The 21,722-nt window shown below is 72.8% G+C and carries 12 protein-coding genes; 1 reads left to right on the plus strand and 11 read right to left on the minus strand.

Going from position 1 to position 21,722, the window contains the following annotated elements:
- Positions 1-673: 673 nt before the first annotated feature.
- Positions 674-3,160 carry a lamin tail domain-containing protein gene (locus tag ACIQMV_RS10280; RefSeq protein ID WP_402592302.1) on the plus strand — a complete coding sequence of 829 codons (2,487 nt, stop codon included), beginning with the start codon at positions 674-676 and terminating at the stop codon, positions 3,158-3,160.
- 150 nt (positions 3,161-3,310) lie between these two features.
- Here the strand turns inward: ACIQMV_RS10280 and ACIQMV_RS10285 are convergent, their stop codons facing one another.
- The 11 genes from ACIQMV_RS10285 to ACIQMV_RS10335 form a co-directional block, all read right to left on the minus strand.
- Complete coding sequence (locus ACIQMV_RS10285) at positions 3,311-4,588, minus strand: amidohydrolase (protein WP_402592303.1); 1,278 nt, start codon at positions 4,586-4,588, stop codon at positions 3,311-3,313.
- Between the two features lie 127 nt (positions 4,589-4,715).
- Positions 4,716-6,668, minus strand: coding sequence for a TOMM precursor leader peptide-binding protein (locus ACIQMV_RS10290; RefSeq protein ID WP_402592304.1), 1,953 nt, complete (start codon positions 6,666-6,668; stop codon positions 4,716-4,718).
- On the minus strand, positions 6,665-7,420 hold the full coding sequence (locus ACIQMV_RS10295; RefSeq protein ID WP_365424450.1) for an ABC transporter permease: 756 nt from the start codon (positions 7,418-7,420) through the stop codon (positions 6,665-6,667). The genes ACIQMV_RS10290 and ACIQMV_RS10295 overlap by 4 nt, the downstream gene beginning before the upstream one ends.
- Positions 7,417-8,403 (minus strand): ATP-binding cassette domain-containing protein, encoded by a 987-nt coding sequence (locus tag ACIQMV_RS10300; RefSeq protein ID WP_402592305.1) that lies wholly within the window; start codon positions 8,401-8,403, stop codon positions 7,417-7,419. The genes ACIQMV_RS10295 and ACIQMV_RS10300 overlap by 4 nt, the downstream gene beginning before the upstream one ends.
- Before the next feature lie 49 nt (positions 8,404-8,452).
- Positions 8,453-9,577: a metalloprotease gene (locus ACIQMV_RS10305; protein ID WP_402592306.1), complete on the minus strand. Its 1,125-nt coding sequence runs from the start codon at positions 9,575-9,577 to the stop codon at positions 8,453-8,455.
- Positions 9,574-10,707 (minus strand): lantibiotic dehydratase C-terminal domain-containing protein, encoded by a 1,134-nt coding sequence (locus tag ACIQMV_RS10310; RefSeq protein ID WP_141356949.1) that lies wholly within the window; start codon positions 10,705-10,707, stop codon positions 9,574-9,576. The genes ACIQMV_RS10305 and ACIQMV_RS10310 overlap by 4 nt, the downstream gene beginning before the upstream one ends.
- Positions 10,695-13,553: a lantibiotic dehydratase gene (locus ACIQMV_RS10315; RefSeq protein ID WP_402592307.1), complete on the minus strand. Its 2,859-nt coding sequence runs from the start codon at positions 13,551-13,553 to the stop codon at positions 10,695-10,697. Before ACIQMV_RS10315 ends, ACIQMV_RS10310 begins: the two co-directional genes overlap by 13 nt.
- Before the next feature lie 18 nt (positions 13,554-13,571).
- Complete coding sequence (locus ACIQMV_RS10320) at positions 13,572-15,209, minus strand: nitroreductase family protein (RefSeq protein ID WP_402592308.1); 1,638 nt, start codon at positions 15,207-15,209, stop codon at positions 13,572-13,574.
- An 82-nt stretch (positions 15,210-15,291) separates the two neighbouring features.
- On the minus strand, positions 15,292-17,244 hold the full coding sequence (locus ACIQMV_RS10325; protein WP_402592309.1) for a TOMM precursor leader peptide-binding protein: 1,953 nt from the start codon (positions 17,242-17,244) through the stop codon (positions 15,292-15,294).
- On the minus strand, positions 17,234-19,492 hold the full coding sequence (locus ACIQMV_RS10330; RefSeq protein WP_402592310.1) for a TOMM precursor leader peptide-binding protein: 2,259 nt from the start codon (positions 19,490-19,492) through the stop codon (positions 17,234-17,236). The genes ACIQMV_RS10325 and ACIQMV_RS10330 overlap by 11 nt, the downstream gene beginning before the upstream one ends.
- 126 nt (positions 19,493-19,618) lie before the next feature.
- Entirely contained in the window at positions 19,619-21,529 is a 1,911-nt protein-coding gene (locus ACIQMV_RS10335; RefSeq protein WP_402592311.1) for a BTAD domain-containing putative transcriptional regulator, read from the minus strand.
- Positions 21,530-21,722: the final 193 nt, after the last annotated feature.

A 21,722-nucleotide genomic window follows, 5' to 3' on the forward strand; every position in this document is an offset into this window, starting at 1 on the left:
CGTCAAGGCCGGTGACCTGGGGACGTCGAACTCTCCGCCGATCCGCGGTTCGTCGCGAAGGTCGTCGCCGAACAGCAACGATGAGTTTCCGAACGCTGCACCTTCCCCTGCCGCGACCAACTGCTCACCCATTGGTTTCGAGACGAGGAAACCCTCGTTGCCCGCCGTTCACTTTCCGGCGCTGGGATGCGGGACGGAGCCGCAGCGTCCGCAGGGCCTCTGGCCTGGTGTGCCGTGGCCTCCCCCCGGCGGCGCCGACGATCCCGAAGCGTCCCGTTGAACGAAAGTCTGTGGATGTCGACACCCTGTTCGCGGTGTGCTGCGCCCTCGCGAGCCTGGGCGGCCCCGCCCGCTTCACACTCGGCTGACGGCCTCCCGCCGTTCCTCTCTGAGCGGGTGTCACCTCGCCAACCGGCCGACGCGAGGCGCAGCCTGCCGCCGCACCCATCGGATCGGTTCACCACCGGTCATGCCGCCACGCGCACCGGGCGTCGGGCGCGCCGGGTGCCGGATAACAGTTTGCCAAGCGTTTTAACCCCCGGCCTTTTTTCAGACGTATCTATGCGCGTAGCTTGAGCGCTTGCCAGGCCCTGGCCGTCGACAGCGGATCCGGGTCGGTCGGCGCATCCCCACGCGCCCTCATGCTTTCCCGGCTCCCAAGGAGACCCTTCCTGTGTCGAACTCCAGCGCTGAAACGCCCCGCCCCGCAAGACACCGCGCGACTTCTCTGCGCAAGCGTCTGATACCCCTGGCGATCACCGGCTCGGTCGTGCTGGCCGGAGTGGGCGTCCACTCCGCCTTTGCGACCCCGTCGGCCGACGCCGTCATATCCGAGGTCTACGGAGGCGGCGGCAACTCCGGCGCCACCTTGATCAACGACTTCATCGAGCTGGCCAACGCCGGCTCCGGCTCGCTGGACCTCTCCGACTACAGCGTCCAGTACTTGTCGGGCAGCCCCGGCCCGACCACCAAGTGGCAGGCCACCCGCCTCACCGGCACCCTCGCCGGCAACGGCCGGTATCTGATCCAGGAGGCCGCAGGCACCGGCGGCACCGTCGCACTGCCCACCCCGGACGCCACCGGCAACATCAACATGTCGGGCACCACCGGCACCGTCGCGCTGGTCAAGGGCACCGACCTGCTGACCTGTGTCACCGCCGAGGACTGCGCCGCCGACCCCCGCATCAAGGACCTGGTCGGCTTTGGCACCGCCGTCGTCCGCGAGGGCTCCGGCCCGGCCGCCGGCGCGAGCAACACCGCCTCGGTCGCCCGCAAGACGCTGGTGGACACCGACGACAACGCGGCCGACTTCGCCGCGGGTGCCCCCACCCCGGAGAACTCCGGCGGCCAGGGCGGCGGCCCCGGCGGTGACCCCACGCCGACCCCGACGCCGACCCAGACCGCCCCCGCCGACGCGATCTCGGCGAAGATCCACGACATCCAGGGCACCAACCGGCGCTCCCCGCTGTCCACCAAGAACGTCAAGGACGTCACCGGCATCGTCACCGGTGTCCGCACCACCAGCACGTCCTCCACGTCCAAGGGCTTCTGGATGCAGGACCCGAACCCGGACAACGACCCCCGCACCAGCGAGGGCATCTTCGTCTACACCAGCTCCAACCCCACGGTGAAGGTCGGCGACAGCGTCACCGTCTCCGGTGTGGTCACCGAGTACTACCCGGGCGGCTACGACTCCGGCATCCAGTCGACGACCGAGATCATGAAGCCGACGGTCACCGTGCTGTCCAGCGGCAACCCGCTGCCGGCCCCGGTCGTCCTCGACAAGAACAGCATCCCCGCCGCGTGGTCCCCGAAGGGCGACAGCACCGGCAACACCGAGTACCTCGACCTCGAGCCGACCAAGTACGCCCTGGACTTCTACGAGTCCCTGGAGGGCATGAACGTCCAGATCTCCGACGCCCGCGTCGTCGGCGCCACGGACGCCTACCACGAGATGTGGGTCACGGCCGACCCCGACCACAACAAGACCAAGCGCGGCGGCGTCTACTACCCGTCGTACGACGACCCGAACGTGGCTCGCCTCCAGGTTCAGGCGATCAACACCACGGACCCGTTCCCGAAGGCGAACGTGGGCGACGAGCTCACCGGCGTCACCGAGGGCCCGCTGGACTACAGCCAGTTCGCCGGCACCTACATCCTCGCGGCCCGCCAGCTCGGTACCTACAAGGACAACGGCCTCAAGCCCGAGGTCACGAGCGAGGCGAAGTCCAACGAGGTCACCATCGGCACGTACAACGTGCAGAACCTCGCGCCGAGCGACCCGCAGGCCAAGTTCGACCGGCTCGGCCACAACCTGGTGACGAACCTCCGCGCTCCCGCCATCGTCGGCGTCGAGGAGATCCAGGACAACAGCGGCGCCGTCGACGACGGCACCGTGGACCCCGACAAGACGCTGGCCAAGCTCACCGACGCCATCGTCGCCGCCGGCGGCCCGCGCTACGAGTACCGTCAGATCAACCCGGTGAACGACAAGGACGGCGGCCAGCCGGGTGGCAACATCCGCACCGTCTTCCTGTTCGACCCGAAGCGGGTCACGTTCGTGGACCGGCCCGGTGGCGACTCCGTCACCGCCGTCGACGTCGTCGGCAAGGGCAGCGACACGCACCTGTCCGTCTCGCCCGGACGCATCGCCCCGACGGACGAGGCCTGGAACAGCAGCCGCAAGCCGCTGGTCGGCGAGTTCCTCACGAAGAACAACAAGAAGATCTTCGTGATAGCCAACCACTTCAACAGCAAGGGCGGCGACCAGAACGTCGCCGGCCGCATCCAGCCGCCCGTCCTCAACTCCGAGATCCAGCGGAACAAGCAGGCCACGCTGGAGAACGCCTTCGTCAAGAAGCTCGAGGCCGCCGACCCCAAGGCCCTCATCGTCTCCCTGGGCGACTACAACGACTACCAGTTCTCCTCCGCGATGAAGACCCTGACCGGTGACGGCAAGCAGCTCACCGACCTGGTGAACACCCTGCCGGCGAACGAGCGTTACTCCTACGTCTTCCAGGGCAACTCGCAGGTGCTGGACCACATGATGGTGAACCCGAGCATGCTGAACCACGTCACCTACGACGTGGTGCACATCAACTCCGAGTTCGCCGACCAGGTCAGCGACCACGACCCGCAGGTTCTGCGTGTGAAGCCGTAAGGCCGACGCAGGCCCGCCCGCTCCCGCGCCCAGTGCAGCGGGGGCGGGCGGGCCTGTGTGCACATGTCCTGACGCACGAGCACCTGCGGCGCCGGACAGGTCCCAAGCGTGACCGCCACTGCCCGCGGCACCTCTTCCGGCGCCGGTCTCTCACGTGGCCGCGAACCGGTCGAGTGCCGCGATCGTCAGCGCGGCGATCGCGGGGCGCAGGGCGCTGCCGATGTGGGGGGCGAAGTACGGGGAGTGGTTCGGGGCCGGGGGTGGTGAGGCGTCAGGGCCGTCGGCCGTTGCCCGGCGCCATTCGTCCGGGCCCACCACGCCCAGCATCCAGTAGACCAGCGGGATTCCGTGCTGCCCGTGGACGCCGGCTCCGGCGTCCCCGAACAGCGGGAAGTCCTCCGTGGCCATCGATCCCGGCCAGGGCAGAACCCGCCCGGGCCCCAGGAGTCCGGTGTGAGCGCGCCGTATCGAGTCGGTGGTGTCCGGGTCGCACCGCAGGGCCGCCGAGCGGGAGGTGACGGTCACCTCGGGCTCTCGGGGGGCGCCCGTGGCGGCGCTCTCGGCGAGGACGATGCGGCGCACCGCGGTCAGCGCCCGGTCGAGGGACGCCTCGCTCGACGCGCGGACCCCGACGCCCAGTTCGGCGCGGTCCGGTATGACGTTGGCGGCCGTTCCGGCCCGCAGCGTGCCCACGGTCAGGGTCACCTGGTCGGCGGGCGCGGTCTCGCGGGCGACGATGTTCTGGAGCCGGGTGACGACGGCGGCCGCGGCGACGACCGGATCCACCGCCAGATGCGGAGTGGCGGCGTGACCGCCCTGTCCGTGCAGCACCACCTCGAGCACCGCGCCGGCCGCCGCCATCGGCGCCTGCCGCGCCGAGTGCGCGACCGTGCCGGAGGGCAGCGGCGCGGCATGCTGGGCGAGGACGACGCCGGGGCTGCCGAACCGTTCGTACAGTCCGTCGCGCAGCATGGCCTCGGCCCCGCTGAGCGTCTCCTCGGCCGGCTGTCCCACCACCACCAGGGTGCCCCGCCATCGGTGGGACAGGCGGGCGAGCAGGTCGGCGGCGCCGGCCGCGGCGGCCAGGTGCAGGTCGTGGCCGCACGCGTGCATGGCGTCGTTGCGGCTGGCGTACGGCAGCCCGGTCCGCTCGCGCATCGGGAGCGCGTCGAGCTCCGCCCGCAGCCAGACGCGGGGGCCGTCCCCGTTGCGGAGCACGCCGACGACGCCGTGGCCGCCCACCCCCTGGGTGATCTCGCAGGCCGCCGCCGCGAGTCGCCGGCCGAAGCGGTCCGCGGTGCGGGCCTCCTGTCCGGACGGTTCCGGATGCGCGTGCAGGTCCAGACAGAGGGAGAGAGCGGGGCGCAGAACGTCCCCGGCGCGGGTGAGCAGGTCCTCCCCGCCCGGAGGCGGGTCTTGATCGGTCACGAGCGGGGCGTTGTGGCCGGCCCGTGCCGGGACCGGGGCGTGGGGGGACGGCGGGTTCATGGGCGGACTCCGGGGAACGGCCGGGCCTCCATCGCGGTGCGGGGAGGCCCGGGTGCGGGAGGTGGGCTCACGGGAAGGGATGCGGGGCCCGGCGGATCTCCGCGTCGGTGAGGTCGCGGTCCCGGTGTCCGCCGCGGCGCAGCGCGGTGCGCAGCCGGGGCATCAGCAGGGCCCGCTGCCGGTTCCAGCCGAAGTCGATCGGCAGCAGTCCCGGCACCACCGTGCCGACCGTCCGCAGCCCCATCCGCTCCTGCTCGGGCGAGGTCTGGTCGACGACGATGACGTCATGGCCCGCCCGGACCAGTTCGTCCCTGACCACGGCGACGTCGTCGCGCAGGTCGCCGGTGCGGGGGCGGCCGCGGCTCTCCCAGTCCCGGTACACCTCGTCGAAGGGACGGGCCACGGACGGCTCCAGATAGCCGCGCGCGTACTCGGCCATGCGGGGCAGCCCGTAGAGCTGGGGGTGGTCCTTCAGATGACGCACCAGGAAGAAGTCGTCGGCCATGGCCTCCAGTTCGCCGCGGCGCTCGGCGGTCTGCCGGGCCAGGTGCGGGATGTAGCTCAGTACCTCGGACAGTGCCCCCTCGACCGCGCTCCTCGGATCCAGCGAGGCCGCGGCCGCGAAGGACAGGGTGCCCGGGCCCCCGTCCCGGCGGACGCCGACCACGGTGACGGCCGGGATCGCCAGGTCGATCCGGTTGTCGAAGACATGGACGTCGTAGCCCTGCAGGGCGGCCCGCTCGGCCATGGCGGTGGCCGTCGGACTGCCGACCGTCCCCAGGTCGATGCGGGGGAGCCGGGCCGCGCCGTACCAGCCGTTCAGGAAGGAGTCGCGCTCGACGAGTTCGAGGAGGCCGCCCAGGACCGCCTCCTCCAGACAGCCGCCGATGGCACAGCCGTTGGAGCACTCGAAGACGAAGTTGTCGTCGGCCGGCGGGATGCTGTAGTAGACCAGCCGCGACGGCACCAGTACGGGGCGCTCGTCCCGCAGTGACCAGCCCCACTCCCAGGGGATGGGCCGGCCCGGGTCGAAGGGCTCGACCAGGGGGTCGTCCCGGTAGGTCTCCGGGCTGTACAGGCCGCACACCGCGGGGTCGACCGCGTCGGCCTTCAGCTCGTCGTAGGAGCCGACGACCGGCGCGGAGCCGCCCCGTCGATGGGTGCCCGCGTACCGTTCAAGGCCTTCGAGGAAGGCGAGCCGGCGGCTGGTGGCGAAGGAGTTCTCCTGCCCGCTCCAGGTGACGTCGTGCAGCCCCGCGTACCCCCGGATGAACACGCTGCCGGCCACCGGAGCGGTGGTCGACGAGGTGACGTCGGTCCAGGTGCCGGCCCCCAGGGCGCCGCAGACCGGATTGGCCAGGGCGTCGGTGGGGAGCGGGTGGGCGAAGGCCGAACGCAGCCGGTAGGCGCCGGGATCCGGCTTGGGACGCGGGGCCGGGGTGAGCGGCGGGACGCTGTCCGGTGCCTGAACGGGCGGGCCGCAGTCGGGACAGAGCGGGTCGGCGAGCAGCGGGAACGTCCTGATCAGCAGGTTGGCCAGGTCCAGCCGGGTCACCTGGGGCAGGGCGCGGTCGGCGGGAAGTCCGGCGGGGGGCACCGGGCCGGGCCTGTTCAACAGGGCCTCGCACAGCGCGGCCACGGTGTCCTGGACATGGCTGGTGAGCAGCGGCCAGGCGCCCGCCGGGCGGGGCCCCTCCGGGCCGCCGGTCTCCAGGGCGTTGCGCTCGCTGCGGCTGCGCAGGCGCTGCCACCGTACGGCGAGACAGCGGCCGCAGGCGGGTGCGCTGCCGTCGCCTCCCCATGGGCCGAGCAGGATCGCCGAGGCGCTGACGTGGACCAGCGCCGTCGAGCGGTCCGCGGCCCAGGGGTCCGGGGCCCCGGCGTCCCCGTCCCCCGCGCCGACGGCACCGACCGGCACAACCCGTGGGGCGTCGGCGCCGAAGTGGTCGCCCAGGAACGCCTGGAGAGCGTCGCGGGCCTCCTCCATCGGGTGCGCGAGCAGCCGGGGCGTGGTGCTCATGACGTCTTCGTCCAGCGGAAGGTGCGCGCCGCGGCTGCCCCGAAGACGACGGCGAACGCGACGAGCCCCGCGCACCCCACACCGATGTCGGACAGGTCGCCGCGGCCGGTCAGAGCCGCCGACACCGCGTCGTTGAGATAGCGCAGCGGCATGATCAGCGAGACCTTCTGCAGCCAGTCGGGCATGGCGTCCAGCGGGAAGAACGACCCGGACAGGAAGGCCATGGGCAGCATCAGGAAGTTGGCGATGCCGGCGACCGACTCCGGGGTGTCGGCGATACTGCCGATGATCACCCCGAGCAGCAGGAAGGTGGTGATGCCGAGGACCATGACGGGAATCAGCAGGGGCCACCGGGACGCGGGCACCAGGTCGAACCCGGGAAGCATCGCCACCCCGACGAACAGCACCGACTGGACGAGTCCCACGCCCAGGGCGAGGACGTAGCGGGATCCGATGACGGAGGACAGCGGGGCGGGCGACATACGGATCATCCGGAGGATGTCGTCCGCGCGCCACTGCATCAGCGTGAACCCGATGCCGAAGACGGCGGCGTTGGCGACGCCCCAGGAGAGCACGCCGGCGGCGGTGTAGGAGAGGTAGGAGAAGCCGCTCTCCTCGACGCTCCGGCCGCGGAAGACGAGTCCGAAGACCACGAGGAAGATCAGTGGGAAGGCGAAGGTGAAGAAGACGGTCGTCTTGTCCCGGACCTGGGCGCGGTAGCCCGCCGTGGTCAGCGCGGTGTAGGCGCTCATGCCTGCTGCTCCTGGCTGTTCGTGTGGGTTGTGTCGGTCGCGGTGAGGGGGGCCCGGGTCTGCCGGGCGGTGATCTCGAGGTAGACGTCCTCGAGTGTGGGGGTGCGGGTCTGGACACCGTCCAGACCGGTGAGGGGGTCGAGGGCGGCCAGCACCCGGCCGGTGGCGCGGGTCTCCAGGACGAGGTGTCCGCCCTGCACGGTGACGCCGTCCACACCGGGAAGGGACGAGGCCTCACGCTCGTCGATCCGGCCGAGCGGAATCAGCAGCCGGCTGGTGGCGCCGAAGGTGCCGATCAGGTGCTGCGGTTCGTCGGTGACGACGAGCCGGCCGGCCACCAGGATGCCCACACGGTCGCAGAGCGCCTCCGCCTCGTCCAGGTGGTGCGTGGTGTACACGATGGTCCGGCCCTCCGCCTTGAGACCCCGCAGGACCTCCCACAGATCGCGTCGGCCCTCCGGGTCGAGCGCGGCGGTCGGCTCGTCGAGGAAGATCAGCTCGGGTCCGTGGACCAGCGCGGAGGCGATGGCGAGCCGCTGCCGCTGGCCGCCCGAGAGGTTGTCGACCCGGACGTCGTGCTGCCCGCCGAGGCCCACGGCGTCGAGGGTGGCGTCGACGGCCTCGCGCTCCGCGCCGAACAGCGCCGCGACGGTGCGCAGGTGCTCGTGGACGGTCTGCCGGACGAAGAAGGCCGATGACTGGGTCTGCACGCCCATGCGCGGCAGCAGACCAGTGTTGCGCGGCCAGGGCGACTCGCCGAACACCGTGACCGAGCCGGAGTCGGTCTTGCGCAGCCCCTCCATGATCTCCACCAGGGTGGACTTCCCGGCCCCGTTGGGGCCGAGCAGCCCGAAGAACTCGCCGCGCCGGACGTCCAGGGAGACACCGTCGACGGCCCGCCGGTCGCCGTAAGTCTTGATCACGTCGTTGACCTCGACGGCGGGTTGGGCTCCGTGATCTGGGGTGGGGGAGGTGGAGCTCATACGGGTACCTCATTCATGAGTTGCGTGATCTTCCGAGGGGGGGACGTCATCAAAGCAGCAGGAGAACGACGGTGGTGCAGCTTCCGGCCGCCGCGAGCAGCACGAGTGCGGCCGCCGTGAAGGCGTAGGACGTGTAGAGACGGCGGGCGCGCCCCGGGTAGGCGGCGACGGCGTCCCGCCCGCGCCGGCGCAGGGCCAGGTAGGTCCGGGTCTCCGGGGCGAGGTTGGCGGTGCCCAGGGCGTGGCCGAGCATGCGGTACCCGTCCAGAGGCGGCAGCGGGACCAGGTTGCTCAGGGCCTGCGCGATGCCGACGAAGAGCATCCCGGTGAGCGGCGGGCGGTTCGGGTCGGACGGGTCCAGGAGCGCCCACCAGACCGCGAAGGGCAGCAGGAGCACCAGGTTGACGTACGCGCCCGCGGCGGCGACCACCAGCTTCGCCCGCAGGCCGGGCAGGAACAGGTAGTTGTCGACCGTGCAGTACATCATCATGGCCGGGAACCGCCAGCGCAGCCCGATCTCGGTGACCACACCGCCGTAGTGCCGGGCGGCGATGCCGTGGGCGAGTTCGTGCAGGCAGATGCTGAACCAGAGGAAGACCGCGAACGGGATGAGCACGAGGGGGCGGGACAGCAGGTCCAGTATCCCGTCGAGGAGCGCCGCCGGATCCGCGAACACGGCCACCGTCATCACCAGTACGGCGGCCGTCAGAGGCAGTTGCGCCCAGGGGCGCAGCAGCGGACGCAGCACCCGGTGGAGGCGGCCGGTGGTCCTGTGCGCGTCGGTGACGGCCCGCCGACTGCCCTTCCAGAAGGTGCCGGTGCGGGCCGGGGGCGGTTCGGGCGGCGCGGGATCCGGGGACCCGGCGAGCAGCCCGCGGGTGCCGAGCAGGCCGAGCAGCCGGGTCCACTGCTCCTCGGGGAGCCTGCGGCGGAACCGGGCCGCGTACTCGGACACGACGTCGTCGAGGTTCCGGGTTCCGTCGAGCCGGCTGATGACGAAGTGCTCCTTGGGGCCGACCTCGAACGCGGCGCCGCTGACCGGGTGCTTGATCAGGTGGACGGTGCGCGGGCCGCGCAGCAGGGGCGGACCGATCAGCACGCCCGGACGCAGCGCGGGCCGGTAGGCGCGGGCGGCGACGGAACGGTCCGCGGCAGAGCGGTCGGTGGCACTCATGAGGCATCCTGCCGTCCGCCGGCCGGCTCGCGCAGGACCCGGCCCAGAATGAAGGCCAGGTATGCCTCGTCCCGGATCGTCACATGCAGCCGGTTGTTGGTCATGTGCATATACGGCGACAGCAGGCGGGGCAGTACCGCCGGAACATGGGTGACGGTCACCAGGGGAGCCGCGTCGGGATCCTCGGCGCGTTCCTGGCCGGTGTCCTCGCGGGCCGGACCGTCCCAGGCGGGGAAGGCGAGTTCACCGCGCTCGGTGAGGTCCACCACCTTCTCGCGCAGTTCCAGGCAGTGCTCGGCCCAGCGGCGGAGGAACGCCGGCAGCCGGGTCAGGTCGCCGCTCGCCACGGCCTGCCTGAGCTGTGCGAACCGTGCGCCGAGGGTGGGCGCCATACGCGCGTAGGTCCGCTCGTACTCGGTGGACCCGATGAAGTTGGTACCGGGGAACAGCCGGTGCCAGAAGGCGTAGTAGGAGTCGAGGTAGTCCGCGAGCCGCTCCTCCTCGGGGAGGAAGCAGCTCGCCATCACCATCATCAGCTGGGCGGAGGTCCCGAGCAGCACCGTCCGCAGGTGCAGGTTCATGCTCCGGTACGCCTCCAGGACCAGGTCGCTGGAGTGCCGGAAGTGCCATTCGGCGAGGGCGACGCCGGCCGGTCCGCCGTACTTGGCGTACTCGGGGGCGTAGACCTCGTAGGAGAAGGAGTTGTTCGGCCTGAGGTTCATCCGGCCGTCCGCGCCCATGTACCTGGCCCGGTCCTCGCCCGGGAACTCGATGTCGAACAGGGCGTTGTAGAAGTCCTTGAGGAAGCCGGAGTCGACCTCGTAGAGGGCGGGGCGGGTCTTCAGGAAGCCGCTGATCGCCTCCTCGGCGCGGCGGCGCACCTCGGCTTCGGCAGCGGGGCCGCTCGGGCGCAGGCGCAGCCGCACGTGCGGCCCCTCCAGCCAGTAGTTGATGAAGAAGCAGCCGGACAGCAGGCCGTCCTCGGTGAGCCGGTCGACCAGCGGGCGCACGCAGTTGACCAGCAGCGGCTGGGGGTTGGCGGCGTAGAAGACGTGCAGCGCCAGCCAGGGAGACGGCTCGGCGCCCTCGGGAGCCGGACGGAAGGCGGCGGGTTCGGTCAGTTCGGGCATGACGGTGCGGCCTCCGGTCTGGACTGCGGCAGTTGGCGGGTGGTGAAGGTCTCCACGGCGAGTTCGGCCACGTGCCGGCCGCGCGGGGAGGTGAGGTGGAGGCCGTCCTCGGCGGGGAGCATTTCCCGGAAGGTCACCCGGGTGCCCGGCTTGCGCTCCACCAGGGCGTCGAACGCGGCCAGGGAGAGCGGGCTGTCGAAGTCGACGTGGACGGGCTTGGCCCCGATCGGGCCCTGGCCGGCGTGGGCGACGGTGGCGAAGCAGCGGTCGGGCAGACCGTGGGTGCGCTGCCAGCGCCGCCACTCCAGGTAGCCCTCCTCCTCCCCGGCTCCGGGGCGGCGGGCCGGCAGGACCTCCGCGTCCGCGGTCCAGCCGCGCCGGCTGACCACCACGTTCCCGTGCCGCACCCGGGGCCTGCGGGTGACCCCGCTCTCGGGCTCGCCCTCGGGGACCCCCGCCCATACGTCGAAGGGGGCCATGGTGCTGGGGGAGAGGAGGAGCAGGGTGCGCGGGATCTCGGGAAGCGCGATCGGCACGAGGTAGCCGAGGTAGACCGGCACGACCTCGCGGTCGAGGCGGCGGGAGCGGAGCACCAGGCGTCCGGACGGCTCGTCGTGCTCGACGTAGAGGTCGTCGAGGTGGATCCGGGCCTCCTCGGGCACGGAACTGGTCTCGCCCGGGCAGACGATCTGGTGGTCGGTCAGCCGGCCGTGCAGGTTCAGGTTGCTGCTGACCGGCCCTCCGGTGATCTCCGCGAACACGGCGCCGTCCGGACTGCGGGCCGCCATCTCCTCGCGCAGCGCGTCGGAGAAGCCGGGTGTCGCCGCGTCCGCGGCCGGTGCGGTGCCGTCGTAGAGGTGGGTGAACCGGCTGAAGGGGAAGGCCAGTCCGCCGTAGGACTTGTTGAGGACGACCTGTTGTCGGCCGCCGGGAGGCCGGGACAGCTGGAGATGGTGGCTCTGCGGTATGAAGTGGCTGGTGAGCGGCGCGAGTTCGGCGGCGGTCTCGGAGAGCAGGCCGTCCGGGAGTTCGATCTCCTCGGCCTCGATCCCCCCACCGTGCTGCCGCCACAGGGCGCACATGCCCTCGTGGAAGTGGCGGCGGGCCCGGTCGAGGGCCTTCATCTCGCTCTGCCCGAGCCAGTTCTCCTCCGGCACGTAGGCGCCGTCCTTGTCGAAGGAGGCCCGCTTGGAGGTGAAGGACACGTACTGGTCGAAGAAGTCCTCGTGGAAGTCGTGGACCAGGCCGAGCAGGTCGTCGCAGCGTCCGCCGCGGCCGTAGCGGGCGATGAAGAAGCCCAGCAGGGTGACACGCTGAGGGAGCGTCAGGTCGAAGAGCGGCAGGACGCCCTCGATGGCCCGCAGGGCCCGGCCGGTCTCCCCGCTCAGCACGGCGGGCCCGCAGACCAGGTCGTCGCCCGTGCTGACGTCCTCGTACACCAGGGTCTGCGGAAGGGCCGGATCCGGCGCTCCCAGTTCCCGCTGGGCGTCGAGGAGCCGATCGCGCAGAGTGCTCAGCAGGGTGCGGCGTTCACCGACGTCGGCCCCGGCGTAGCGGGCGAGGCAGTCGGCCGGGCCGTCCAGCAGGTGGGCCAGCCGGTCGGCCCAGGACGCCCCGAGGGAACGCAGGGCGTCCTGGTAGGAACGCAGCGGGTCGCGGCTGTGCACGTCCGCGCGGAGCACCGGCACCTGCACCATGCCGAGGTCCAGGAGGGCCGACGCGTACCGTTCGCACGCGTCGCGTCCGGCGTCGTGCTCGGTCTGGAGCCAGTCGACCAGGTCCCGGTGGCGTACCGGCGCCTCGTGGCCGCCGAGCCATTCCAGGAGCCGCTCCAGGGTGCCGCTGCTGCGCAGGAAGAACAGCCGGTCGCGGACCGCGTCGAAGGTGACGGCGGCGCTGTCGTCACCCGCGGTCATGACATGGCGTACGTAGCGGATGCGGTCGGCGTCGCGTCCCCAGCCCGGGGAGAGGACCACCGGCAGGTCCCGTCGGCGTGCGGGGTCGGCCGTGATCAGTTCGGTCAGCCGGACCAGTACCACCACGTTGAGCCGTACGTGGCTCACCCAGTCCTCGCCGGTGCGCAGCGCGGCCCCGTCGTCCCACGGGTCGCCCGCGAAGGTGCCGAGGCCGATGCCGGTGAAGGTGCTGAAGGGGCTGGTCTTGCAGGCCGTGCGGTACAGGTAGGTCAGCGCGGAACGCTCGATCTTGCGCAGGCGGTTGCCCGGCCGCGGGCTGGTGTCGCGCAGGTAGGCGTCCAGCCGGCCGTCGAGGGAGGGCGAGGCCAGCAGCAGACCGAGGCGCAGCCGGTCGTCGGTCAGCACATCGCGCAACGCGCGGCGGTTTTCCCGGAGTTCGCCGGCGAGCAGGTCCGCTCCGGTGGCCCGGAGCTCATCGAGACGTGCCCGGTCCCGCAACCACTGGGCGGTGCGCCGGCCGGTCTTCCCGTCCAGCCCCGTCACCAGGCGGACGGCGGCCTCGGAGTCGGCCGGCAGACGGTTGTTGAAGATCTGCCGCCGCAGGTTGAGCAGGCAGCGCCGCACGGCGGCGTCGCCCGGTTCCTCGTCGGGGCCGGTGGTCGACTTGACCAGGATGTGCAGCAGATCGCTGAGGGCCGCTCCGGCGGCCGTCAGGCGTTCCTCCTCGGCCAGCACGGCGTCGGACCAGCGGCTGGTGCCGGGGCAGCGCAGGCCGTGCACGGTCTCGATGGGCAGGCCGGCCGCGCGGAGCACGAAGCGCCTGCCGGGCTCCCAGTGGGTCCCGGGCTCCGGGGCGGTGCCCGCGTCGGTGGCCGTGGCGGTGCCCGTGCCCGTGCCGGTGTCCAGGGAGGCGGACTCTATGGGTGTCATGGGAATCCTCTGCGGCGGTCAGGCGATCTCGTGGCGGAAGTCGGCGGGCTCGGGCCGTTCGTGACCGAGGGCCATGACGAGCAGCGGGGCCTCGTCGCCTTCCGCCAGCCCGAGCCGCTCGACGAACGAGACGTTGTCGAAGCCCAGCGCCACACCGGCGCCGAGCCCCAGGACGGAGGCCGCGAGGTAGAAGCTCTGCGCGACGGCTCCGGCGGTGCCGACGGCGAGCCGGTAGCCGCGGTCGCCGAGGGCGTCCAGCACGGCGGTGGTCCGCACGGTGGGCACCAGGACCGCGCCGGCCTGCTCCAGGTTGTAGTTGGCCAGGAAGTAGTTCTCCTGGAGGAACGATCCCTGCGGGCCGGGGACGACCTGACGCAGGGTGCCGCGGTCGGGGTCGTACGCGTACGCCCCCTGCTCCACGCCCTCCACGTGGTTGACGAAGGCGTAGAGCCTGGCGAGCCGGACCGCGCCGGACGGATCGGTGTCCCCGGCCAGCCGGGTCTCGGCACAGGCCGCCAGGACCGCCGAGAGGTGGCCGCCGCCGACCCGGCGCCGGGCGTCGAACCTGCCGAAGCTGGAGCGGCGCTCGCGCAGGGCCCGGCGGACGCCGGTGTCCGGGAAGGCCGGCTCGGGCAGGGCCACGCGGACGCCGTCCGCGTCGTCGGGAAGGGCCGCGGCGGCGGCCAGCGTGCCGGGGGCGGGCCGGTCGGCGGCGCACTCCAGAGTCGCGGTGTGCATGTCGCGCAGCGTGTCGAAGTCCAGCAGGGTGCGCGAGCGTTCGACGTCCCGGTGCCGGACGGCGGGCCGGTGGCGCGGGTCCGTGCGCGGGGCATCCCGGCCGGCGGCGGCGTCCCGGCGGGGCGCCGGCCCGTCCCAGTGCAGCGGCACGACGGCGAACACGGTCTCCTCCTCGCCCGCCGTGCCGAGCAGTTCGTTCAGCCGGGGTTCGTCGAACCAGAGCACCGGGGCGAGCCGCAGGCCATGGGCGGCGGCCCAGATCCGCCAGGTCTGCACCAGAGTGCCGAGGTCGGTGGACACCACATGGAACGAGAAGCTGTTGTACTTGAAGGAGTTCTGCCAGTACTTGACGCCGAGGATCAGGTACTGGTCGGTGTCGAGGGCCTCTTCGGGCGTGTCCGGGCCGAGCGCGTCGCGGACCCGGTCCGTGACGTCGCCGGCCAGCAGCCGCTGCAGGGCGTGCCGGTGGATGTCGTAGTAGTGGAGACCCGGGGTGAGGGGGCCGGAGGGGCCGGATGCCCAGTGGATGCTCACCGGGTAGAGCCCGCCGCCGCCCGCGGTGCCGCGCGACCAGTTCGCGTGGGTGTAGAACGGCAGCCCGGCCAGGTCGGTGTTGGCCTGGATGCCGAGGCGGCGCCCGGTCAGCCCGTAGGAGTCCTTGAGCATCGCCGACAGCAGCGGGAGACTGAACCCCGCCGAGCCATCGGCTTCCTGGTCCTCGGCGGCGCCGGGCAGCAGGCCCGGCGCGATCGGAGCGTCCGCGAGGTCCTCGGTGCCGGGCAGGGCGAACGCCTCGGCGTTCGGGTAGTACTTGCCCTTGCGCGGGCCGTCGGCCCAGTTCACGACATGGTCGGTGGGTTCCATCGGGACGCGGCCGCGGTGCAGGATGGCGTGCGCGTACTCATGGGCGTACCCCATGGGATCCCCCTTTCCTCGGTTCCTCTGTTTCCTGGGCTCTGCTCGGTTCTTCGGCGCACTCGCGCCGGGGACGGACGGCCGGTCATGGGAACGGGTGCGGGCCGGGATGGAGATCGGCCGCGGTGAGGTCGTCCGGCCGCAGGCCCGCCTCGCGCAGCGCGGTGCGCATCCGGGGCATGTGCCGGGCGCGCTGCCGCGTCCAGCCGAAGTCGAGCGGGAGGAGGCCGGGCACCAGCACCTTCACGGTGTGCAGACCGAGAGCGCGCTGCTCGGGCGTGGTCTGGTCGACGACGACCACGTCGAATCCGGCGGACGTCACGGCGTCCACCGCGGCGAGCAGATCGTCTCGTACGTCCGGACCGGAACCGTCGGCGCGGGTCCAGCGCAGGTCGGCCACGCTCCGTGGTTCGGGGGGCGAGGCCGGGCGGAGCAGGAAGTCGGCGTGGCGGCCCATCTCCGGCACCGCGTAGACCAGCGGATGGTCGTGCAGGCTGGTGATCTTCTCGAAGTCCTCGGACATGGCACGGTACCCGGCCTCGTCGCGCCGGAACCGCTGGAGGAGCTGCACCGAGTCGGTGGCGATCTCGCACAGGGCCGCGGCGAGAGCGGCCTCGGGGTCGAGGGCGGCTCCGGCCCCGAAACACATCCGGGCGAGGCCGCCGTCGAACCGCTCGGCGACCGCGGTGACCACGGGGACCGGGAAGGTGATCCGGGTGTCGAAGAACCTGGCCCGGTACCCGTACATGGCCATCCGGTCCACCATGAACCGGGTGCGCGGGTCGGCGCTGGTCGCCGGGTCGATCTCGGGCAGCGGCTGCATCCCGTGCCAGGCGAGCAGGAAGGCGTCCCGTTCCAGGACCTCCATCAGGCCGCTGAGCACGGCCTCCTCCAGACTCCCCCCGGAGGCACAGCCGTTGGAGCTCTCCTGGACGAACCGGTGCTCGATCCCGGGCTTGTGGTAGAAGGCGAGGATCTCCGGGACGGGGCGGGGGCGCGCGTCCCGCAGCGACCAGCCCCACACCCAGAGGATCGGGCGGTTCGAAGTGAACGGCGGCACCCAGGGGTTGGCCCGGTGGAAGTCGTCCGTGTACAGGCCGGTCTCGCGCGGGTCGACGGCGGCCGGCCCGAGATCGTCCAGGGAGGCGGTCAGGGTGAGGGCGCGGCCCCGGGCGCGCATCCCGGCGAAGCGCTCCAGGCCTTCCAGAACACCGATCCGGGTGCTGGCGTGGTACGTGTCGGCGTGACCGCCCCAGAACGTCTCCCGCAGATAGTCGCCGGAGCGACTGGAGAAGCAGCCCACGGTGGCCGAGGTGGTCGGCGAGGTGACGTCGCACACCACCGACGGCCCGACGGCGCCCCAGTGCGGGTTGGCGAACGCGTCCACCTGGAGGCCGTACGCGTCCACCGGCCGGACCCTGCTGACGCCCGGCCGGTACTTGGGCGCGGGCCGCAGGACGAGAGCGGCCGACTCGGCGGTCACCGGCTCCGGTGTGCCGCAGCCGGGGCAGTCCGGCTCGGGCACCAGCGGATAGTGACGGACCGTCAGCTTCTCCAGGTCCACCAGCCATACGTCGGGGAACGGCCGCCGGTCGTCCCTGGGGGCGGCGCCGAGCCGGGCGATCAGCGCGGCGACGGCCTGCGCGGCGAACGGCCCCCGGTAGGGCCAGGGGCCCGCCTCCCGGGTGTCGCCGCGCAGCTCGATGCCCTCCCGCAGGCCGACGGAGCGCACCCCCTGCCAGCGGCGCCGCAGACAGTTGCCGCAGCCGGCCCGCCCCTCGGCGGGCCAGGGGCCGACCAGCACCTGCCGGCCGTACAGGTGCACGGGGAGCGCGGCGCGTGAGGCGCCGACGGGGGCGGGGGCGGCGAAGGCGTCCCGCACACCGAGCGCGGAGACCTCGATCCCGGGCTCCTGGTGGCCCGGCTCGGACAGCAACTCCCTCAGGGCTTCGCGGAGTTCCTCCGCGAAGAGACGGCACGCCCCGCTCCGCGGCTCCTCGATCCCGTCGACGGTGGCCTCCGCGAGGTCAACGGTCATCGCCGGCCGCCTTGGTGAGCAGGACCCGGACGGTGTGGATGCCGGCGGCGGGCAGGTCGGCCGCGTGCGTGGGCACGACGAGGGCGTCACGTCCGGCGGCGGCCAGGCGCTCCAGGACGTCCGTCCAGGTCACCGCGGATCGGTCGGTGGCGTCGTCCTGTGCCGTGACCGGTATCAGGGCCGCGTCGAGGTCGGCCAGCAGCGGGTCACCGGTGTCGGACGTGCCCAGTACCCCCTCCGCGGCGAGCTGGACCGTGCCGAGCAGGTCACGCAGGGCGTCGGTGGCCGCGGCGGCCCGCTCCAGAGCGGCGCCGGTGGCCCAGCGGCACGGCTCGTCCGACTCCGTCGGACGGGTCCTGGCCAGCACAACGGACACCCCGGTGCGGTCCGCCTCCCCGAGGTCGAGGACTTCGACGTCCAGTTCCAGATGCCCGGCGGAACGCAGCAGGAAGGTCGCCTCGGGGTCCTCGGCGAACTCGGCCGGGGAGATCATCGCGGTGCGCCCGGTCCCTCGCACGGACCGCTGGAGCGCGTCGTGGGCGAGCGCGGACAGCAGGCCGGCCGCTGCGGCCTCCGGGAGGCCGTCGCCCGCTCCGGCCCCGGCGCGGGACGGCTCGAACCGACGGTCCTGGTTGTCCGGCCCGAAGGGCCGCACGGCGCCGGCCGGCACCAGTGTCTGCTCCTTGGTCAGCAGCGACGTGGCAAGGGCCCAGGAGGCGACCGGATCGCCCCCGGCGCCGGTGGCCGTGGTCAGCGCGTCCGGGTCCACCTTCGGCAGCGCGTCCGGGTGGCCCGAGCCGGAAGTACCGGTCGGGGCGGGGAAGGTGGGCACCACGTGCTCGGCGTAGACCTCGGCGGCCGCGTTGAGGGCCCGCAGGCGGGCCCCCGCGGTGTGATGGACGTCGAACGCGGCGACGGTCCGGGTTCCGGTCGCGCCCAGACCGATCTCCACGGCGCCGACCTTCAGCGGGGTCTGGGTGACCGGTTCGTCCGCGTACCGGGTGAAGACACCGACGGACGGTCGGACCGCGAGCGAGCGGCGGTCGAGCTCGGCGAGCGGCCCCTCGGTCGCGCCGTCGTCCGGGGCGGCGGCGACGACCGGCTGGAAGGCGGGCCGCTCGGGGGCCGCGGTCAGGTCGACGGGCTCGGGAGAGCCGGGCCGGCCCGGGCAGAACGGGCAGCGCGGATGGGGCAGCAGCCGTTCCGCCAGGACGTCGAAGGAAGCCATGTCCTGGAGCAGCACCTGTCCCCGGGTCTCGGCCGGCAGTGCCTTGGTGACCAGCCGGAATACTTCGTAGCCGAGCAGGTTGCCGAGCATCGCGGCGAGCGGACCGCGCGGCCCGGGTCCGGGAGTGCCCCCCAGCGCCAGGCCGCTCCAGAGGTCGGCCGCGACCGCTGCGTCCCCCGTCGCGCCGAGCCGCAGCGCCGCGCAGGCCAGGCACCCGGCGGAGTCCGGGGCGCCGACCGGTCCGACCACCGCCCGGCCGCCGAAGGTCCAGGCGGGGAGCAGGAGGCGGCCGTCCGGAACGCCCTCGCCGAGCAGGGCGATCGCGGTCCGGAACGCGTCGCGGCCGCAGGCGGCGACCACCACGTCGTACCCCTCGTACGCGTTCCAGCCGCCCGCCGCGCCGGACCCGGCGTCGGGCAGCACCGCCACCTCGGCCGGGCTGCCCTGAGCGGTGAGCTCCGCCGCCTCGGTCCGGAGCGAGCCGAACTCGGCCGCGGTGGCGGGATTTTCGGCCAGTGCGGCCTCCACACCGACGAAGGCGCAGCCGTTGCGGATCAAGGAGAGCGCGCACCAACGGGCGACCGGGCCGTCGCCGAGCACGGCGACGCGGGTGCCGCGGAACGCGGCGAATCTGCTCCCGGCGTCGTCGGCGTAGTGGTCGATGTAGGCGATCTGCTGCCCGAAGCGGGCGGCGACCGCCGGCTCCACGGACGCGCCCGGTCTCTCCTCGGTGGGGTCCGGCACGGGCCGGGCGAATCCGCGCGCGTAGAGCGCCTTGACCAGGCCGCCCACCATCGCCTTCTGCGGGTCCTTGAAGCCGGCGCAGATCTCCGCCACGGTCCGGCTCCCGTCCAGGTGCGGGACGAGGAGGGTGGCGAACCGGTAGGCGGACGGGGAGCTGAGCTGGAAACCACCATCGGCGTTGTGGAAGATCACGCCGCCCGGTGTCTCGGTGAACAGCACGTCGCGGCGCACCCTGGGCCGTGTGTGCGCGGTCTCCTCGTACGGCGTCGTGGGCATGCGGGGATCGCACCTCCGGGTCGGGGCCTGTCGGCCGCTCTGGTCTGAACGGATGGGAAAGGGCGAGGCGTTCGTGGTGTGGGCCGGCCGAGCCGGGCCGCGTTCCGCGCGGTGGCGCCGGGGCCGTCAGGTGGCTCCGGACGGAAGCGCGCGCCGGGCCGGGGAGCCGACGGTCTGCGGGATGTCGCCGGTCCGGGCGGCCCTGTGCAGCGCGTGGGCGCGGAACAGGGAGTTCATCCGGAGCGTCCCCGGCTGCTCCTCGTCGAGGAGCCCGGTGTCGAGGAGTCGCTCAAGCAGTTCCTCGGCGTGTGTCTCGGGGACGGAGAGGGCGGCGGCCGCGGCCGGCCCGGTGATCTGCCCGTTCAGTCGTGCCAGGCGCAGGTGTGCGTCGGCCAGCGGGGCGGGCAGCCGGTCCAGGGCCCCGTCGAGGGCCAGGGGAACGGACATCCGGGGGTCGTCGGGCAGGGCCAGCCGGGCGGGCAGGTCCCGCCGCACCCAGGCGGCGTAGTCCGCCAGGCGCAGCTTCGGCCGGGTCAGCAGCCGGGCCGCGACGATCCGCAGGGCCAGCGGGACATGCCCGCACGTGTCCGTGAGGGTTCGTGCGGCCGTGGCCTCGGCCGTCACCCGTTCATGACCCAGGACGGCGGTGAGGAGCGCGTGGGACTCCTGCGGCGACAGGGCGCCGAGCTGCAGTACCGCCGGGCCGTGCGTGGCGACCAGGGCGGCCAGTCCCAGACGGCTGGTGACGACGACGGCGCCGCAGCCGCTCACGTCGAGCAGCCCGCGTGCCTGGTCAGGGTGCACGACATCGTCGAGTATCACCAGGCACGATCCGCGGGAAGCGCCGGCGGGGAGCAGGGAGCGCAGTTCGGCGGCCGCCTCGTCGGCGGGCCGTGGCCTACCGTCGGGTCCGGTCAGCCGCAGCAGTACGCCGCCCGCGGGGTACCGGTCCGCCACCAACTGCGCGGCGTGCAGGGCCAGCGCGGTCTTGCCCATGCCGGGGCCTCCGGAGATCACCGCGATCACCGGGGCGGCGTCCGCCCGACCGGCGCTTCGGCCGCCGCCGCTCAGGTGGCTCACCAGGTGGGCGGTCTCACCGGTGCGCCCGGTGAAGCCGGGGACGTGGGGCAGCCGGGGCCCGGGCGGGTCGGCCGGACCCGGGGACAGGTGGCCGCCGGGCGGGACGGGTCCGGCCGCAGCGGTGCGCCCGTGCTGCACCGCGGGGTCGTCGGCCGTGGCGTCGCCCGCCGCGGGTGCCCCGTGCGGCGTCAGTGTGAGCGGCGTGGCCTCGAAGGCCGGGTCACGGGGTTCGGCGCCGCGCAGGATGGCCAGTTCCAGGCTCTGCAGTTCCGCGCCCGGGTCGACGCCGAGTTCGTCCCGGAGATGCGTCCTGATCCTCCGGTATTCGGCCAGCGCCTCGATCTGCCGTCCCACCCGGTAGAGCGCCCGCATCAACTGGGCGGCGAATCCCTCGTGCTCGGGGTGGGTCCGGGTGGCCTCCCAGAGGTCCACCAGGACCTCGCGGCATCGTCCCCGGGCCAGTTGGATCTCGCAGACACGTTCCAGGACGCGCAGGCGCTCCTCGACCAGCCGGGGCACCTCGTCGCGGTGTATGAGTGCGGAGGGGACATTGGCGAGAAGCGGTCCCCGCCACAGGCCGAGTGCCGTGCGCAGCAAGGGGAGTTCGGACTCTCCGGCCCCGGCCGCCCTGGACACCAGGCTGCGGAAGTGCAGCAGGTCCAGGGTGTCGCCGTCGGCCGGGAGGCGGTAGCCCCCGGCGACCGCGACCACCGACTGCTCCTCTATGTCGTACTTCGCGAAGAGGCGGCGCAACCGCAGGACGCAACTCTGCAGGGCCGCTTTCGCCGTCGCCGGCTGCGCCTCCCCCCAGACGGCCTGCCGGAGACGATCCGTCGGAACCACCTCGCCGGGGCGGACCAGCAGCGCCGCCAGCAGCGACGTCGGTTTGGACGGCGGAAGAACGACCACGTCACGCCCGTCGGTGATGCTGAGCGGACCGAGCAACTGAAAACGCACCGAGTTCCCCCGTTGACCGTCGAACACCTGCCGGCCCGGCTCACCACGGCGCCTTCAGGGAAGTGGTGTCCTGCCGCCATGGCCGCTCCTGCCGGGAGCGGTGGCTCACACAGGACCCTGATCTCACCTCTGGTGCGGGCGGGACGGAGCACGTGTGAAGTCGTCTTCACGAAACGATTCGGCCTTGTGGCAG

This window comes from Streptomyces sp. NPDC091412 (assembly GCF_044756885.1).
GTDB lineage: Bacteria > Actinomycetota > Actinomycetes > Streptomycetales > Streptomycetaceae > Streptomyces.

What these genes read in the sequence shown, in the direction of transcription:
- ACIQMV_RS10290 (WP_402592304.1), bottom strand. Translation starts at nt 6,668, where the DNA reads ATGAGCACCACGCCCCGGCTGCTCGCGCACCCGATGGAGGAGGCCCGC.
- ACIQMV_RS10295 (WP_365424450.1), bottom strand. Translation starts at nt 7,420, where the DNA reads ATGAGCGCCTACACCGCGCTGACCACGGCGGGCTACCGCGCCCAGGTC.
- ACIQMV_RS10300 (WP_402592305.1), bottom strand. Translation starts at nt 8,403, where the DNA reads ATGAGCTCCACCTCCCCCACCCCAGATCACGGAGCCCAACCCGCCGTC.
- ACIQMV_RS10305 (WP_402592306.1), bottom strand. Translation starts at nt 9,577, where the DNA reads ATGAGTGCCACCGACCGCTCTGCCGCGGACCGTTCCGTCGCCGCCCGC.
- ACIQMV_RS10310 (WP_141356949.1), bottom strand. Translation starts at nt 10,707, where the DNA reads ATGCCCGAACTGACCGAACCCGCCGCCTTCCGTCCGGCTCCCGAGGGC.
- ACIQMV_RS10315 (WP_402592307.1), bottom strand. Translation starts at nt 13,553, where the DNA reads ATGACACCCATAGAGTCCGCCTCCCTGGACACCGGCACGGGCACGGGC.
- ACIQMV_RS10320 (WP_402592308.1), bottom strand. Translation starts at nt 15,209, where the DNA reads ATGGGGTACGCCCATGAGTACGCGCACGCCATCCTGCACCGCGGCCGC.
- ACIQMV_RS10325 (WP_402592309.1), bottom strand. Translation starts at nt 17,244, where the DNA reads ATGACCGTTGACCTCGCGGAGGCCACCGTCGACGGGATCGAGGAGCCG.
- ACIQMV_RS10330 (WP_402592310.1), bottom strand. Translation starts at nt 19,492, where the DNA reads ATGCCCACGACGCCGTACGAGGAGACCGCGCACACACGGCCCAGGGTG.